General features: G+C 42.1%; 11 protein-coding genes. 9 read left to right on the top strand and 2 right to left on the bottom strand.

Annotated elements, in window-relative coordinates; translation table 11 throughout:
• Window positions 1–13 precede the first annotated feature (13 nt).
• From APY94_RS03750 to APY94_RS03780, 7 genes are all read left to right on the top strand, one after another.
• A complete protein-coding gene (locus tag APY94_RS03750; RefSeq protein ID WP_058938362.1) occupies window positions 14–535 on the top strand; it encodes an NYN domain-containing protein in 522 nt (173 codons plus the stop codon).
• A complete protein-coding gene (locus tag APY94_RS03755; RefSeq protein WP_058938363.1) occupies window positions 532–3039 on the top strand; it encodes a type I restriction-modification system subunit M in 2508 nt (835 codons plus the stop codon). The genes APY94_RS03750 and APY94_RS03755 overlap by 4 nt, the downstream gene beginning before the upstream one ends.
• Window positions 3032–4306, top strand: coding sequence for a restriction endonuclease subunit S (locus APY94_RS03760; protein ID WP_058938364.1), 1275 nt, complete (start codon window positions 3032–3034; stop codon window positions 4304–4306). The genes APY94_RS03755 and APY94_RS03760 overlap by 8 nt, the downstream gene beginning before the upstream one ends.
• The gene (locus APY94_RS03765; RefSeq protein WP_058938365.1) at window positions 4303–7476 is read left to right on the top strand and encodes a type I restriction endonuclease subunit R; all 3174 of its coding nucleotides are present in this window, start codon (window positions 4303–4305) and stop codon (window positions 7474–7476) included. The genes APY94_RS03760 and APY94_RS03765 overlap by 4 nt, the downstream gene beginning before the upstream one ends.
• The gene (locus APY94_RS03770) at window positions 7451–8149 is read left to right on the top strand and encodes a M48 family metallopeptidase (protein ID WP_211259697.1); all 699 of its coding nucleotides are present in this window, start codon (window positions 7451–7453) and stop codon (window positions 8147–8149) included. Before APY94_RS03765 ends, APY94_RS03770 begins: the two co-directional genes overlap by 26 nt.
• A 19-nt stretch (window positions 8150–8168) precedes the next feature.
• On the top strand, window positions 8169–12620 hold the full coding sequence (locus tag APY94_RS03775; protein ID WP_058938366.1) for a bifunctional RecB family nuclease/DEAD/DEAH box helicase: 4452 nt from the start codon (window positions 8169–8171) through the stop codon (window positions 12618–12620).
• A 341-nt stretch (window positions 12621–12961) separates the two neighbouring features.
• Window positions 12962–13294, top strand: a complete 333-nt coding sequence (locus APY94_RS03780; RefSeq protein ID WP_058938367.1) for a replication/maintenance protein RepL — start codon at window positions 12962–12964, stop codon at window positions 13292–13294.
• 32 nt (window positions 13295–13326) lie between these two features.
• Here the strand turns inward: APY94_RS03780 and APY94_RS03785 are convergent, their stop codons facing one another.
• The gene (locus APY94_RS03785) at window positions 13327–14469 is read right to left on the bottom strand and encodes a hypothetical protein (protein WP_058938368.1); all 1143 of its coding nucleotides are present in this window, start codon (window positions 14467–14469) and stop codon (window positions 13327–13329) included.
• Between the two features lie 112 nt (window positions 14470–14581).
• Between APY94_RS03785 and APY94_RS03790 the strand changes: the two genes are divergently transcribed.
• Both APY94_RS03790 and APY94_RS03795 read left to right on the top strand, forming a co-directional pair.
• Window positions 14582–14986 (top strand): hypothetical protein, encoded by a 405-nt coding sequence (locus tag APY94_RS03790; RefSeq protein ID WP_058938369.1) that lies wholly within the window; start codon window positions 14582–14584, stop codon window positions 14984–14986.
• 65 nt (window positions 14987–15051) lie between these two features.
• Window positions 15052–15702: a hypothetical protein gene (locus APY94_RS03795; RefSeq protein WP_058938370.1), complete on the top strand. Its 651-nt coding sequence runs from the start codon at window positions 15052–15054 to the stop codon at window positions 15700–15702.
• Between the two features lie 163 nt (window positions 15703–15865).
• On the opposite strand, the gene APY94_RS03800 is transcribed toward APY94_RS03795, so the two are convergent.
• Complete coding sequence (locus APY94_RS03800) at window positions 15866–17332, bottom strand: McrC family protein (protein WP_058938371.1); 1467 nt, start codon at window positions 17330–17332, stop codon at window positions 15866–15868.
• Between the last annotated feature and the right edge of the window lie 21 nt (window positions 17333–17353).

Genomic DNA, 17353 nt, shown 5'->3' on the forward strand with positions numbered 1-17353 from the left:
GAGGTGATGCCCTATGAATGGGGCAATGTTTGTTGATGGAGACAATATCTGTATGCACTTCAAGAATTCCAAGAAGATACACCCCGATGAAGACATCGAATGGGAAGATCTCTTCTTTACTTTTGAAACACAGGGAGTTGAGCTAACAATGAAGAAGCTTTACATGACCACATATGGACTTCATCCTAAAGGGGCAAACAACCTTCTACATTTGGGCTTTGATCTGAGACCAACCGAAGAGTACGGAGGCAAATCTTTAACTGATGGGTACCTCATGGTTGATGCTATGGATGCTCTTGACCATAATCCAATAGACGTCTTGATAATAGTATCCGGGGATAAAGACTACCTACCCCTTGCAAGGAAAGCCCGTGCGAGGGGAATTAGAGTTATTTTTGTTGCATTTGAAGACGATACAGCGGAGATAATTAAAAGAGAATTCGAGTTCATGGATATCACCCCCTACGTAAAGTTTGAATATCTTGTCGGAAATGGTGAACTCAACGTGGGTGAAGTCGTGGAGGTGTCTCTATGAAAACACAGAAGATTACCCTTAAACAACTCGAAACTCACCTCTTTAAGGCCGCAGATATCCTGAGGGGCAGGATGGACCCCTCAGAGTACAAAGAGTACATCTTTGGCATGTTATTCCTGAAGTATCTCTCTGATGTATTCGAGAAGAAAAGAGACGAGCTTAGAAAACAATACGAAAAAATGGGACTAAGCAAGGATCAAATAGAAGAACTGCTGGAAGATCCAAGTGTGTATGGAGATACATTCTTCGTACCCCCCGAGGCAAGGTGGGAAACCATTCTAAGCTTCAAGGAGGACGTTGGAAACAAACTAAACCGGGCATTAATGGCTCTCGAAGAAGCTAATCCAGAGTTGGACGGAGTTTTAAGATACATTGACTTCAACGCCACAAAAGGAAAAACCAAGTTAAAAGACCAACAGCTTATTGACCTAATACATCACTTTAACAAGTACAAATTACTCCCCGAAAACTTTGAATTCCCCGATCTGCTTGGGGCTGCTTATGAATATCTCCTGAAAGAGTTCGCAGATTCAGCAGGCAAAAAAGGCGGAGAGTTTTACACCCCCAATCATGTTAAGAGACTCATGGTCAGACTGGTCAAGCCTCAGGAAGGCATGACTGTGTATGACCCAACAGTCGGTTCGGGAGGTTTCCTTATTGAAGCCTACCACTACGTAGAAGAACAGGGGCAGAATCCAAAGAACCTCTCCCTTTATGGACAGGAGATTAATGGGGTAACCTGGTCAATATGCAAAATGAACATGATCTTACATGGAATCAAAGACGCAAACATTGAGAATGATGATACTCTAGTAAACCCGAGATTCACGGAAAACGGGTACATAAAACAGTTTGACAGGATACTCGCAAACCCACCATTCTCAATGCCCAGTCCGGGAGAAGAAGTTAACTTCCCCCAGAGATTCAAGTATGGGATAATACCGAAAGGGAAGAAGAGGGCTGACTTAATGTTCCTTCAGCACATGATTTCAAGTCTCAAAAAGGATGGTATCCTGGCTACAGTCATGCCAAATGGCATTCTCTTCCGTGGAGGGCCTGAGAAAGTCATCAGAGAGGGAATAGTCAAAGACGACCTAATCGAAGCGATAATCGGCCTTCCAAACAAGTTGTTTTACAATACTGGAATTCCCGCCTGCATTGTCGTGATAAACAAAAACAAACCGCCCGAGATGAGAGGAAAAATTCTCTTCATAAACGCAGAACGAGAATACGGGGAGGGCAAAAACCAAAACTACCTCAGACCAGAAGACATAGAGAAAATAGTCACGGTGTACGAAAAGAAGCTAGAGATACCAAAGTATTCAAGAATAGTGAGTGTAGAGGAGATTGAGAAAAACGACTTCAACCTCAACATAAGACGCTACGTTGATGCGACACCAGATCCTGAGCCAGAGGACGTGAGGGCCCATCTCATTGGCGGTGTCCCAGTGTCGGAGGTTGAGCGGTATCAGGAACTGTTTAATAAGTTCGGTTTTGATGCGTCCCAGCTTTTTGACCCATACATTGAAGGATATTTCAAATTCAAAGACGACATTGACAAGAGAAAGATACGGGAAATAGTCGAGAAAGATGAAAACGTTAAGAGAACACTCAACTCCTATTTCACGACCCTAGATCTATGGTGGTCCCAGATAAAACCAAAAATTGAGAACATGCCAAGTAACAGCAGCCTCTGGGCCTTCAGAGAGGACGCCCTTGAGTCGTTCAAATCAACATTTCTGCCCTTGGGCGTTCTTGATGAGTTCAAGGCCATCGGCGTCTTTGTCAACTGGTGGGACGAACTGAGGTATGACTTCAAGACATTAATCTCCCTTGGCTGGAGTGTTGAGAATGGCATTACGGGCTTAATTGACGATGAGCTCATAGAGAAGAAGTTTTTCTCCAACGAACGTAGAGAAATTGAGGAACTCGAGGTCAAGGTTGCCCAGCTGAAGGCAGAGCTTGACGAGCTCTTTGAGCAAGTCGAAGATTGGGACGAGGAGGAGCAAGGCAAAAAGAGTGCTAACAGGGTTATCAATTACCTCAAGGAGCAGATAAAGGACCTGAGCAAGTACCAGCTGACGAGCAAGAGCGCAATCGAGGAGATAAAAGAACTAAAGAAACTCATGAGGGCAATTGACGAGAAGAACAAGGAGCTTAACAGGACAAAGAGAGAACTTAACAAAAAAATCAAAGCACTACGTGGGGTGTACCGCACTGACAGGGAAACAAATGAGGAGATTCTTGAGAAGCCGGGTAAAATCCACGAAAAGCGCGAGAGTATGACAGACGAAGAGGCCAAGGAGCTAATCCTCGAGAAGTTCTACAACGTGATGAGGGAGTACTTGGAACAGTACCTTGAGCGGGAGAAGAGAGAGCTCATAGGGCTCCTCGAGAAACTCTGGGACAAATACCACAAGCCCTTAGTCGAACTTCAAGCCGAACGTGAAGAGGAGAGAGCGGAGCTTGAAGAGACTCTCAGGAGGCTTGGTTACTATGAGTGAGCTCCCTGAGGGGTGGGTAAAGGCTTTGGTAAAAGACCTTTTTCATGTAGAGACCGGAACTACGCCACCAACTGGTGTCAGGGAATACTGGGAAAAGGGAACTGTGAACTGGTACACTCCTGTTGATTTAAGCAAAATAGCAGAGACTATTTATCTCCCTGAGAGTGAGCGAAAAATAACAATCCGAGCCGTAAAAGAAGCAGGCTTAAGAGTAATTCCCCGCGATTCGATAATAGTATCCACAAGGGCCCCTGTTGGGTATGTTGGGTTGACTCTGGTAGAGTCAACATTCAATCAAGGATGCAAAGGGCTAGTACCTAAAGAAAGTGATGTTGCTACTGAATTTTTTGCTTATTACTTAAAGTGGATTCGCCCCCAACTTGAGAAATACAGTGGTGGCAGTACATTTCAAGAATTAAAAAAAGAAGCTCTTGAAAATCTCACTATCCTAAAGCCTCCACTCCCAGAACAGCGCAAAATCGCCGAGATCCTCTTGAAGGTCGATTCCCTTATCGAAAAGACTGAAAGGATAATAGAGAAGTACGAGCGCATAAAGAGGGGCCTCTCACAGGACTTGCTCACCAGGGGCATAGACGAGAACGGCCACATCAGGAGCGAGGAGACCCATGAGTTCAAGGACTCACCTGTTGGGAGGATCCCGAAGGAGTGGAATGTAGGTTATGTTTCAGACTTTTCAGATATCAATCCAAAAACCCCTATCGACCCGAACCAAGTTTACCCCTTCATTGAAATGGATGCTGTTCCTATTCGTGGAAAAATGTACAAATACCTGTCTTACAGGAAGGGCTCAGAGGCAGGCTCCAAATTTAAAGGTGGCGACATTCTTTTAGCCCGGATAACCCCAAGTGCAGAGAATGGAAAAGCTCTATTAGTCCCTGAGGATATTGAAATTGGTATTGGCTCCACAGAATTCATAGTGTTTAGAGCCAAAGAGGGAGTTGACAAAGAATTCCTGTTTTATCTCCTAACAAGTGATTATGTTCACAACAGGGCTGTAACGTTAATGGAAGGAACTTCTGGACGCCAGAGAATTCCTACATATGTATTTGACGAGATTATTCAAGTTGCCATGCCACCCCTTCCAGAACAGCGCCGCATTGCTCAAGTCCTGTCTCAGGTGGACAATATCCTCGACAAAGAACGCAGGGAGTTAGAAAAACTTAAGAGGCTCAAGCGTGGACTAATGAATGATCTCTTAAGTGGTAAGGTACGAGCAACTCCACTGTTGGAGGGTGAAGTTACATGAACTATCGTCGTCTCGACGAAGAGCACTACGTCGAGAATCCATTCCTTGAACATCTCAGACGTCTTGGGTGGAAGGTGTACAGGGGCAATAAGCTCAACCCCCTTGTTAAGGAGATCAAAGGCTTCAAACGTGGATTTGAACCGGAGTATGGAGATGAAGTCCAGCTAAGAAAGAGCTTCAGAGAGGTAGTCCTCGAGGACGAGTTAAAGGAAGCGCTTAGGCGAATCAATCCCTGGCTGGAAGATGACCAAGTTGAAGAGGCCATAATTAGGATACAAAACCCGCCCTCAAGGTCGCTGATCGAGGCGAATATGGAAATTCATAACCTCTTGTTAGAAGGAATTTCTGTCTCAGAAAACAGAAAAACGGGAGAAAAAAGCCCAACAGTCAGATACATAGACTTTGAAAATCCCGAGAACAATTCCTTCATTGCGATTTCTCAGTTTAAGGTCAATATTCCTGGAACGGAGGGTCACATAATACCAGACATCGTTCTCTTTGTAAACGGTCTGCCCCTTGTTGTAGTTGAATGTAAATCTCCAACGATAGCAGACCCCCTCGACGAGGCAATAAAACAACTTATGAGGTACTCAAACAGACGGGGAGCAAAGGAAGGCAACGAAAAACTGTTCTGGTACAATCTTTTCCAGATCGCAACGTTCAGGCGGGTTGCCAAGTATGGGACGATAACCTCCGACAAAGTGCACTTTGTAGAATGGAAGGATCCATATCCTTACACTGTTGAGGATATCCAGGCCCTCTTAGGAAATGAACATATTTACAGCCAGGAATTACTAATTCGGGGAATGCTCTCAAAGGAAAACTTACTTGAGATACTTCATACCTTCACGGTATTTATGGAAACTCCAAAAGGTTTCATTAAAATAGTCCCAAGGTACCAGCAATTCAGAACTGTTCAGAAGATTATTAAACGTCTAAAGTCATATGAAAGCCCGGAGAAAAGGGGTGGTATCGTTTGGCATACTCAGGGCAGCGGCAAGTCCCTAACCATGATGTTTACGATAAGAGCTCTCAATCATGATCCCGAGCTCACAACATTCAAGGTTGTGTTAATAACAGATCGGAGGAACCTAGAAAAACAGCTTAAGGAAACGGCCAAGGGAGTAGGATACACTGTCCGGGTTGCACAAGGAGTGGATCATCTGAAGGAGTTACTTAGAACAAACACTCCTGATATTGTAATGGCAATAGTCCACAAATTCCAAGAGCGTGACCTGGAGAGGGAGTTTCCAGTCTTAAATACCTCAGATAAGATTCTCATAATGGTTGACGAGGCACACAGAAGCCAGTACAAACTGTTGGGGGCTAACATGAGGAAGGCCCTTCCCAATGCGACCAAGATAGCATTTACCGGGACCCCAATCGACAAAACGGAAGTGTGGTTTGGTGAATACATTGACAAATACACCATAAGCCAGTCAGTGAAGGATGGCGTAACTGTTGAAATTCTTTATGAGGGTCGTGCCCACAAGGCAGAGATCTCAGACGAAGAGGCCATGAATAAGCGATTTGAGGATGTGTTTGGAGCTGTAGAGGTAGAGAAAAAGAAGCTTATTCTTGGAAAGTACACTTGGCAAGCATATCTGGAAGACGAGGATGTTATCAGAGACAAGGCCAAGGATATGATTGACCATTACCTCAAAACAATCTTTCCAAATGGATTTAAGGCACAGGTTGTTACTGTCTCAAGATTGGCCGCCATTAGGTACAAGCATGCTCTCGAAGATGCTCTAATGGAGAAAATTAAAGAGCTCGAAGAGAATCCTCCGTTGAAAAAACAACTTGGAATCACCGACGAGTTATTTGCTATGTTAAAGCGGCTAAAAGTGGGGGTTGTCATATCCGCTCGCCAGAATGATCCTCAAGAATGGAAGGAATACACAGATCCCTCAAAACACAGAGAGGTTATTGAGAGCTTCAAGACTCCCTTTGGGGAAGTATCCAAAAGTGGTATTCCTGGAGATGTTGGGATTATTGTTGTGAAGAGCATGCTGATTACAGGGTTTGACGCTCCCATTGAGCAGGTCATGTACTTAGATACAATATTGAAAGGGCACAATCTCTTGCAGGCAATAGCAAGGGTGAATAGAGTTTACAAAAACAAGAGTGCTGGATACGTGGTAGATTACGTTGGAATTACTGAACACCTTGAAGAAGCCCTATCTATCTACAGAGGAGAAGACATAAAGGAAATAAAGACTTCATTTTACAACAGGGAAAAGAGCTTAGACAACTTAGAAGTGCTTTCAAAGAAAATAGATACCTTCTTCTTATCCCATGGGATATCCAATTGGCGTAGTCAGTTCGAAGATTGCATAGACTTGCTTGAAGATGAAGAGACTAGGCAGGAATTTCTGGCACTCGTCAGGAAATTTGGACAAGAGTTAGATAGGGCTCTTCCTGACCCTAGAGCTGTAAAGTATGCGCGGGACTGGAAGATACTGAGCTTTATTAGAGAAACAGCCAAAAACATCTATCGAGATGATTCATTGAGTATCTCTGAGGCAGCAAACAAAATCCGCGAAATCGTGGAGGAATTCTTGATTTCAAAAGGAGTTGATCCCAAGATACCCCCAACACCCCTGTTTTCAGAAGAATTCGAGAAACAAGTTAAAAAATGGCCACCAAAACTCCAAGCCAAGGAAGTAGAATCCGCCATTAAAGAATACATACTAAGACACTACCCCGAAGATCCAGAACTTTATGAGCGCTTAGCGGAGAGGCTAAAACGAATCCTTGAGGAATATCAGGGACGGTGGGAGCTCCTTTCCAGAGAGTTGCTAAGATTCAGAAGGCTTGTCATACGTGGAAGAAGCGAAGAAGAAAATTATGGTCTTGACCCTAAGAAAGAAATGCCGTTCCTAGGAGTTCTCAAGAAAGAGCTGTATGGGCCCCTGCCTCTATCTGAACTACCAGAAGATGACGTTAAGAGCATGGTGTCCATAACTAAAAAAGCGATTGATCTTATCAAACAGAGCGTAAAAGTTGTGGATTTCTGGGAGAGTCCAACCAAGCAGAGAGAGCTTAGAGCAAAATTGCTCAATGAGGTCATAATCCCCAATGTGAGTAAGAATCCAAAGTTGTTTAAAATGAGAAACAAAATCGTGGAGAGGTGGATGGAGCTTGCATACCACCATTACAGTAGATGATTTACAGGTCTATGTACACAAGACCAATAGAAAGTCATTAGAGCTGAGAGTTAGTGAAGATGGTGCAATAATAGTAAAGGTTCCTACTGAGGCAACTATGGAAACTGTAGTTGAGTTCATAAATAAACACAGAGAGTGGATTGCAAAGAAAAGAGGGACGATACTAAAGAGAGATCCAAAAATTCTATCTAGAAGGTTTCTCCCAGGGGAAAGTTTTCTCTATTTGGGGAGATATTACCGCTTGAAGATAGTATCAAATCAGTCTAAGCCGTTAATTTTCAAAGATGGATGGTTTTACTTATCTGAAAGTTATGTCGACCAGGCAAGAGACGTTTTTGTTAGTTGGTACAGACAACAAGCAAGGGAAATAATTAAACGACGTGTTAAATGGTATGCGTCTTTGGGGGGATTTGAGTACAAGAGAGTCAACATAACCAATGCAAGAAAACGCTGGGGGTCCTGTACCAGAGAAGGTACTTTAAATTTCTCCTGGAGGTTAATAATGGCTCCTCTTCGCGCCATTGACTATGTTGTTATCCATGAGTTAGTGCACACGATAGAACCGAGACACACAAAAGAATTTTGGGCGAAGGTAAAAGTCCTAATGCCAGACTATGAAAATTGGAAGAAATGGCTTGATGAAAATGGATATTTGCTAACTTTGATCATATGACCAACTGGAGGAGAATAAGATGGTAGAAAAGGAAACGATTCCAGAACTCAAGCCCAACGAAATTGCCCGCTTTTTTGAACTTTATGAGTGCCCCCATTACATAAAACTTCTCTACGAGAAAAAAGAGGGAAAACTCAGCGAGTATCACTGTGTATTAGATATCAAGAGTCGTGTGGATGATGTTCTAGTGGAATGGGGTGCAAAATTTGAGAAAATACTCCTCGAGGAGCTTCAATCTCATCTGCCCCAAGCCAAGTTTTACGGTATCTTCAATGAGAAGAGAATAGAAGAGAAGAAGCCTCCAAGTCTCGATTTTTTCATTGAAAAGCACGAAGAAGGCCTCTACATTGTAAACTCGGATGAAGAGTGCCATAAAACAACTCTTAGTTTGCTAACCCACTTGCCTACCACAAGCCCTACCGTTATCTACCAGCCATGCCTTAAAGGGATCATCGGAAAGTTTCCAGTTTCTGGAAGAGCCGATTTTATCATAGCAGTTCCAACTGACAACGGCTTTACATTCTATGTTCTTGAGGCTAAGTTTACAAAAGAAGAAAAACTATTTCACAGATTTCAGGCAATAACATACGCCTATCTCCTAGATCAAACATTGAACGGACTTGGAATTGAGGGAAGAATTAAGTTTGGCGTAGTGACAAAGGGAGAGCGCATATCTGAATGGCCGCCTCAGGAAACTATGAACTTTCCTCAAGAAGCAGAAGAGTACATCTTGACTCTCGAGGACAAACTAAGTGAGGATGGGCCGTTTTACAGAATGCTGAATGCAGATCAAGCCGATCTTTGGCTAACAATGAGGTGTGCTGAATGCCCCTTTGAGCCTGTCTGCATAGCTAGAGCTGTGGAAAGAAGGGATCTAGGCCTTCTGGGTATTCAGCCGGGATATCAAAAAGTATTCAGAGAAGTTGGGGTTCATAACATAAATGATGTGGCAGATCTCTATGAGTTCCAAGGTTCTTGGCCGACTGATTTCCAGATTCCCAAGGCCAAGAAACCCGATGTTGTCTCATACATCGTCGGAAAAACGGAACTTGGACACCTTCCGAGGCTTTCTAAAATGGCACAAGTACTGAAAAAAGAAATTGAAAGAACTATCGGGGATAAAGTATGGACGGAATTCATTCCCGGTACCGGTTACAATCTCCCCTCGGAGAATGGCCATTTTTACCCCAAGAAATCCCTTGTTAGGGTTTATGTTTTCATCCAGCACAGTCCGATACAGGACACTTTATTGGGGATATCTGCAGTTGTCGAAAATTCTCTCACTAAGCAGGCACGTGTTCTGTCCGAAGTAGTAGAGCACCTCCCAGAAAGCGAAGATGATGCCATTGAGACAGAAAAGACGCTCTTACAGAGATTCTTCAAAAATGTGTTCCTCGCAATCAAGCAAGTTGCGCCAAATCTAGAAGGAAAAACATGGAGACAAGAGAGTACACGAAGAGAGGTTGTTAAAGACTGTACTGACGACGACGTGTTCCTTCACCTGTACTTCTACAGTCGTTTCCACAGAGACAAGCTAATGGAAGCTGTAAAACGCCATAAAGACGTTTATGGAATGACCGCTGTGCGTTCTTTCCTGAGTCTGAGAGGTGCGATAGATCAGGAAGGATACTCAATAATTAAGGATGAATTGATAAAGCGGCACGCCTTGAGATTCCCCCCGGGCTTTGGAATAATACCTGTTGTCCACCAGTTTAAGCTTAATAATGAAGAAGAAGCTCCTGAAAAGTACCATGGTAATGCCCCTCGTTGCTCACGGTGGGGATGGTTCAATTGGGGAGGTCTAGAACAGGAATTTGATGAACTTTTCAAGTTCCTTGTTGAAAAGACCAAAGCTGGACAGTTGGTATTAGCTAAGGACGGAGAAGAATGTCCTCTTTACAATATTGGGATTGTTTCGTTTGGAGGATACAGAAAAAGAAACGGAATCGAAATTCCTCCGCTTTATCCTGTTTTCCATCGAGAGGATGAGCAGATTCCTCTGTACATAATTTGGAAAGCTTTCCAAGAAGGGGACAAAAGAAACTTGAAAAGATTAATGGAACGGCTGGCCCTTGCTGTCCGGCACATAGAACGCTCAATCCCCGAGAGTACTAAGGATCGATACGTTAAAAAAGAACCATTTAGCCTTCAGAACCTTGCAAATTTCAATTTGGCCGAAGTCAGCTTGGCAGAAGTCCTCGAAGAATATCAGAAACTTGAGTACAACACGAGGAGAGACGAGCTCAAAACTCACTACCGACTACCCCTTTCAGTCAGGGTTCTGACTGGACAAAGTGCAGTGATGAAGGTTGTAAGCGTTGACACTGCAAACAGAAGAATACTTGGCCACATGGTTCTTCCGCCGATGGAAGAAACTGGCAACTGGAGAAACTACGATTATGCAGAGGCTCCCCTCTTCAGCTTGGATGAATCATCCTGGGTGGTTGTTACCCCACTTGAAAATGAATGTAGTAATGATGAAGAGTACATAAAACTTAGATTGGCATTAAACGGAGACCCCGCTAAGGAAATTGCGAGATCACCGCTTGCAATAATACAGCATTTTGATAGGGAAAGTGGGGAAGTTGAAATCTCATTGACTTATTATCGGGATGATGGACCGTTTCTTGTGTATCATCCATATCCAAAGTACGGGGCAGGATGGATACAAATACAGGGGAAGACTATCTCAGTTGGAAGCTACATAGTGATTGATCCCGCAATGGACGATTTGAATATGAATCGAGCATATCATGTCCTCGAAGATATCTTAAGTGGCCGCCCTCATCCAGTGTATTCAAAACTCCAGGAAATTTATTCCTCAGAGTTTATTGGCCACCGAGACATTGAAAAGTACCAAGTAGCCCTCTGGAAAGATAAATACATACAAGAGTTTATCGATATTCTCGAAAACGTTAGCAAGACAAACAACAAAGTAAACCCGCCAAATAAAAAGCAAAAAGCGTTCATACAAGATATTAACCACTTTCTGGTAAGTCTCCAGGGGCCTCCAGGAACAGGTAAAACATCAGGTGCAGTCGCACCGGCAATACTTGCTAGAGCGTATTCTTCAATAAAACAGGGAAAGAATTCTCTTTTCATAGTCACCGGAGTTTCCCACAGGGCGATAGACGAAGCACTCATTAGGACAGCTCGTTTGCTCGTATCACTTAGACCAAATATTCCCGAGCTCGAGAACGTCGAGCTTTATCGGGTAGCAAGTAGTGAGAGCACAATAAGTAACATTAGGGAAGGATTGGAAAAAGAAAATTTCATTCCAGAAGATTACGGCATCAATTTGGATCATGCAGGAAATGAGAGTAGGGTGAGCAAGCTCCTTTCAGTTAATCAGAAGCAACATGCACTTTTTGGAGAAGGACGTGTTAGGGTCATCTTTGCAACACCCGGAACTATTTACAAACTGTTCAGGAACTCTCGGCCCAATGCAGAACTCGTGATAATTGATGAAGCGAGCATGATGGACTTGCCTACTTTTATTATGGCAACAATGGGAGCCAAAAAGAAGTCCCAAGTACTAATTGTTGGGGATCACCGACAAATGCAACCAATTCAGGCCCACAACTGGGAACTTGAGGATAGAAAAACAATAGAGGAGCATGTACCCTTCCTCTCAGCCATAAACTTTGCGAGGTTCCTCCGCAGGGAGTTAGATCCCCATGAGCAAAAGGAGTTTGAAAAACTCCTCTATCGGAACCCACCCCAATGGGAGTCCGATATTGTGAGAGATAAAGTGTTGCCATCTCATCAGCTAGATGAGACTCATAGATTGCCAACAATTGCTGCAGAGATGCACACGGAATTAATCTACAAAAGAGACGGAATTGAACTTAAAAGTCGGAAACATAGGAGCAAGAAATCCCAACTCCTGAAAATCCAAAACGACTCCACTACCAGAGAGTGGGTTAAGTGGGTTCTTCATCCTGACTATCCCTATGTTGTTATTGAACATACTGATGTCTCATCTACCAAGGCCAATGAAATTGAAGCTAAGATTGTTTCTGAGATTGTAAAAGAAATACCGCCCGAGTTAGATGCCGGTGTGGTGGTTCCATACAGGGCACATAAGGCCCTAATTTACAAGGAAATAGGCAAGACCGATAGGAATGTTATTGTTGATACTGTTGAGCGATTCCAGGGGGGAGAAAAAGATATCGTAATAGTCTCAATGGCGTCGAGTGATCCAGCATACCTTGCAACACTTTTTGATTTTATCTACAACCAAAATAGATTTAACGTGGCTGCTAGTAGGATGAAAGAAAAGTTAATTGTAGTGGCATCGAGAAGTTTCTTTGCGGCCTCAGCATTTGATTTGGATGAGTTTGAAAAAGTCAAGGTCTGGAAAAGATTTTACCTGCGGCTTAGAAACAGTGGCGAAAAGCTAGCATTAGGATCAATGGACCCGGAGGTTAAGATAAATGCGTACAGACTAGAAAAATGGGGAGAGGTTTAAGCCCTAGAAAAGGACAAGCTTTGCCATAAAGGACATGATGGAAAGTTAGAAAGTGATTCTCTTTGAATATTTTGTTCTTGCATTACCCCCCTTGCACGCTACCGATTTTTAAGATTATCAAATTCTTGAGAACAAGGGACATATTAAAATAACCAACAAAAAAGTAGGAAATATGCTAAAATTTTAAAAACAAAATAAAACGTGCTCTGTTTCTGTAAAACAGTAATATTAAGCTCCAAAATTTTCTAAAAATAGTTTTAAATGAATTTTGCGTAGATGCTCAGTTCAGCAAAAAGATAATACTTAAAAGAATCAGACAATAGCCGCCACAGTGATGGGGCATGGAACACGATAAGGCGATAGAAGAACTCGAAAAATTCTTCTCCCTTGTTAACAACAAACTTAGCACAAAAAAGAAGTTAAAGGCGGGATTGCAGATACTGGAAGAACTACATCTAAATGGGGGCAGGGTAAATTCTTGGATAATGGGAAATGAAATTATCCCCAAAATCGCTGAGGAACAAAGTATTAGTGCTCCAACAGTTTATCGGGCCCTTAATGACCTTATCGAACTGGGGATCATTGCGAGAACTGCAAAAGGAGGATACACGCTTTCTCCAACATTCAGAAAGCGAGTTTATCGACTTTACAAACAGCTGGGATATTTAGTTTAAAGTTAACAAAAGTTGATGGGAGTAACATAGAATTAAACCAACGATATCAATCTGGAAAAATACCTGGAACCAAGGAGTAAGAGCATATCTGTGCTGGAAATGTTAATTCTTAAAGGTCTGAGCATTTCAACATAATCTCCATTTTGGGGATAAAGGTTAAGGACTCCCCCAACACCGAGAATGTGCTGAGTGATTCCTTGTAGAGGATGTGGGTGAATCTCAAATATGAGTACGAATTCATTATCAATGCTTTCGCAGAGTTCCTGATGTACCCCAACTACGAGTTTGGGAGTCTTAATTGAATCTGAGGTTTTATCTGAACTATCAAGGGAATCTCCATAAAGAATATGCGGCTCAACTTTTATTAGGGAATTGCATACATCTATGGAAACTCTTGGTGTTATTTTTAGGCCAGAGCATTTTGATAGGATTTGCAGAAAGCTTTGGAGTTCTTTATCATCTAGTTTTTGGGGCTTCTCTTGTAGTATTGATTGTACTTGGTCATTCACCACGGTCAACTTCCGTGTCTGGGGGTATGTAACTGGGATGAAGCTTTGGGATAATATTGCCAAGATCCGTTCATTGAAATAGGGATTCTTTGATGAATGGAGTAGATAATTTTCAAATGGGGTCACGACGAGGGCATCTAAATACCCTCCTCTCTTTTGGGAGGAAAAAACGGTGTTTAATGAGGATGCAAGAGCTGAAAGGATTCTTTTTTTGATGTCCTCCTCTGAAAAGTTAGTTGGGTTACTGATGGAGCCTAAAACTTCATCTAATTGTTTAATAATTGTGGATTTTAATTCTTCATCAGCGCTTAAAACAAGCGCCGCTAGGTTTTTGTTATCACTCAAAACTGTGGATTCCTCCAGTTTATTTTCGTCTATTAATATTTCTTCAATGGTAACAGACTCTATCATCTTGGCTTTTGATTTAAGATAATTGAAGACATGAACCAAAGTTGGTTCTCTCATAAAGGTACGGACTAAATCTCTATCTTCTTCAGGAACCCTAGGGAGTATTTTATCAATAAACACTGCTTGAGGTTCAAGATAACGGAAAACTGAGTACTGGAAATGTAATTGCGGATTTTTTTCTACAGGAAACGACTGAGGAGCCGAGTGTGAGATTATCTCAGCTGTGAACCATGCTGATAGTGCTTCAAAAATATCCATGCCTTTCCCCCATTGACATATGACGAAATTCCTTTTAAAACTCTTCTTCTAGGGATATTGAGGGCAATATTTTTAAGATGTTATTAATCCTAAAATAAATGGTGATCTCAAAATGGGAAAAGAATCCAAAAACCTTAAAACAAGTCAAATGCAAAAAACATCAACCCTAACAATTTCCAAGGATGCCGCAGATCGTCTCTCCATAACCAAGGATCTTTTAAAAAGGCAGTTTGGGGAATCTTTTTCATATTCAGACATCATCAATACCTCACTAGTGCTAATGAACAAGGAACTATTCGAGAAAAACAACCCGGAGGTAGTAGGTTACTTGAAAATATTTAAACAATATCGCCTGCTTCTTGCAAAAGCAGAAAGGCTTAGGGAGATGGGATTGGACGTTTCAATGCCGACAATGGAACCTCCTAGCACCTCTGATTTTGAGTCCCTATTGTCATTTGTCATCTCTGTCCCTCCCATGGCCCCTCAGCAAAAGCAGAGTGAGGCCTCCGAAAAGTGAGTTAGCCAACTAGTCTATGCTTAAAAAAGCTTATTTTTCTTTTTATCCTGAGGTGAGTATGTAGGATGTTTTCAAGAATAATAAGGTTACTCAAAAGGTCTCCCCCTAAGGCTGCTGACGAGGAGGGGGTTAGTGACCTCGGATTACTTGAGTCTAGTGAGAAGAAAACTGTGGATACTGTGCATCACGAAGAGAATACTAATGAGCAGGTAGAACAGCGCATTTTTTCCTGCGAGGCAAAGATTGATGATATCGAGGAGCAGATTGAGGGGATTCATAAGATCATAGATGAACTTGTCTATGAAATTAACATTGCGTTTATGGACAGTGCAGAGGTAAACTCGTTAGCCGAGAAAATTGATTTTCTTGAACAACAGGTTAATGAACTTGAAAAGTTGATGTTTCGTGCCCAGTACCTAATTGAGGGCCTTGCGGTAAGGGTATTCACTCTTGAGCAAGTCTCCGGTCCAAAAACTGTCGTAATAAGACGATCTGAGACAGAAGAGGTTAAAAACAGGATTTTAGATGTTCTCCTCGATGGAAGGCCTAGATCTATGTCTGAATTGCAAAAAGAAGTTAATGTAAGCTCTAGAAAGTTTTATGATTCTTTTAACAAACTTTTAAGGGAAGGGAAAGTTAAAAAGAAAAAAGAAGGGAATAAAGTCATCGTTACCCTCTCAAATAACCTTTTAGCGATAAAAAAGAGAGAAACATAGCTTGTTAGCGATTTTAACCCTTTTAAGATGAGTTGTTAAATGAGCTTTGAGTCCGAACTAATAATCTCTATCAAACAGATTTTCAGTGTTTATTTATCTCCAGTGGCTAGCCATTATTTTCATGGTATTTTCATGGGAAGATTATTTAACTTGTTAGCTCGGCTTAGACAGTGAGACTGTTGGATAAAGCTCCTATGAGGGACTTTCTGAAGTTTTTATCCATTTTAAGTCCTTTTTTTAGAGTTTCCATATCATACATTAGGATTAGAAGAGGCCCGCCATCAAAGAACGTTGCCCCACCCAATATTGCCTGATCATCTAGCGTAATGCCTGGGTTGTAAGTGAAACTTCGGGGAAACACAAGTGCAGTAGGTACCTCTTTTATGTCATGTTCCTTCTCAAGGATCTTGGAGTAAACATAAACCTGTCTTAGCATATCGGAACCTATTTGGATCTTGCCTTCTTTGATTTCTATTGGACGATATTTAGCATCTAACACGCCTACTGGAATGGTATTCCTGTTTACTATCTTGTTTATCACAAAATCTGGGTATTGTTTTGTTGTTACCACATTGCTCTTCTGTTTTCTATCAAATAAACTTAGTTCTTTCTGGTATTCGATTTTGTATTCTGGGAGATCCCGTTTTAGTATCCACAGGATAAATCTCTCAAATAGCTCGTTCATGTCAACAAAGAACCCGCTAACTTCCTCCCCAGAAACTCCACCAAAGGATTTCAATATGATCTTGGCGAGATTGAAAGGTTTCTTAAATCTCTCATTAAGCCGGTTGAAATGTACTTTATTAAAATCAGCCTTGGTAACTTTCCTTGGGCTCACACCATCGAAAACCATCATTAACTCACCCAACAGCTTCTTATTGACCAACCACCGTGTCTTTGATAGAGAAAATCTTATCGTTGCGTAGAATATTTGATTAAGGGGATTATCCTCGCTGAATTCATGAAGTTCAACACTAAAAGTGTGCCTTTGATGAGGCAGTTTCTTTATCTGCCTGCTGAGAAGGAGTTTACCCCGCAAAAACTTCTCTTCCTGCTGTATTTCTTGGTACTCCCGGTAATACCCTCTCTGAACTTCTTCCCATAAGCTCTTTGCGAAGAGGTGAATAAAGATTTCAAGAATGCTATTTGGAACTTTTGCATGCTCGATGTGTGCAAGTTCCACATCTCGAATTTTTAAACCGTAAGCAACATTCAGCATGCGGATGAAGGCCAGAAGGGCTTCAGTTTCGTTTTGGTTCCTTTTTCCTTTGGGCTTGGAGACCTCAGGGAGTGTTTCCTTAGGTTTGAAGATCTTGGGAAGTACTTGGACTAGAAGATTCCCAGAAGTCCCGAAGCCAACATAGTGCCGGGCTTTTAACGAATCACCGTAAAGGAGTAAAAATCCTTTGTCTTTGTCTAAGTCTTCCTCTTCAGGGCTGTCATTTGAAGTAGACTTGGGAGGATTTTTCGCAAAGAACTCGTTTAGCCTTCTTAGGGGCTTTGCCAAGTGTTCGTCTATTATTTTTTGATCTTTTGCTTTATCCTCTGGCATCTTAAACTGATCTTGGAGTATGCTAAAATACGAGACTTTATCATGCTCATAAAGAGTTAAAATTTTGAGAGAGGCCATGGTGTTTTACCTCTGCTTTGC

The sequence above is a fragment of the Thermococcus celericrescens genome, assembly GCF_001484195.1.
Classification (GTDB): Archaea; Methanobacteriota_B; Thermococci; order Thermococcales; family Thermococcaceae; genus Thermococcus; species Thermococcus celericrescens.

Bases quoted from the DNA above. Each gene is read 5' to 3' on its own strand.
- APY94_RS03750 (WP_058938362.1), top strand. From the start codon at position 14: ATGAATGGGGCAATGTTTGTTGATGGAGACAATATCTGTATGCACTTC.
- APY94_RS03755 (WP_058938363.1), top strand. From the start codon at position 532: ATGAAAACACAGAAGATTACCCTTAAACAACTCGAAACTCACCTCTTT.
- APY94_RS03760 (WP_058938364.1), top strand. From the start codon at position 3,032: ATGAGTGAGCTCCCTGAGGGGTGGGTAAAGGCTTTGGTAAAAGACCTT.
- APY94_RS03765 (WP_058938365.1), top strand. From the start codon at position 4,303: ATGAACTATCGTCGTCTCGACGAAGAGCACTACGTCGAGAATCCATTC.
- APY94_RS03775 (WP_058938366.1), top strand. From the start codon at position 8,169: ATGGTAGAAAAGGAAACGATTCCAGAACTCAAGCCCAACGAAATTGCC.
- APY94_RS03780 (WP_058938367.1), top strand. From the start codon at position 12,962: ATGGAACACGATAAGGCGATAGAAGAACTCGAAAAATTCTTCTCCCTT.
- APY94_RS03785 (WP_058938368.1), bottom strand. From the start codon at position 14,469: ATGGATATTTTTGAAGCACTATCAGCATGGTTCACAGCTGAGATAATC.
- APY94_RS03790 (WP_058938369.1), top strand. From the start codon at position 14,582: ATGGGAAAAGAATCCAAAAACCTTAAAACAAGTCAAATGCAAAAAACA.
- APY94_RS03795 (WP_058938370.1), top strand. From the start codon at position 15,052: ATGTTTTCAAGAATAATAAGGTTACTCAAAAGGTCTCCCCCTAAGGCT.
- APY94_RS03800 (WP_058938371.1), bottom strand. From the start codon at position 17,332: ATGGCCTCTCTCAAAATTTTAACTCTTTATGAGCATGATAAAGTCTCG.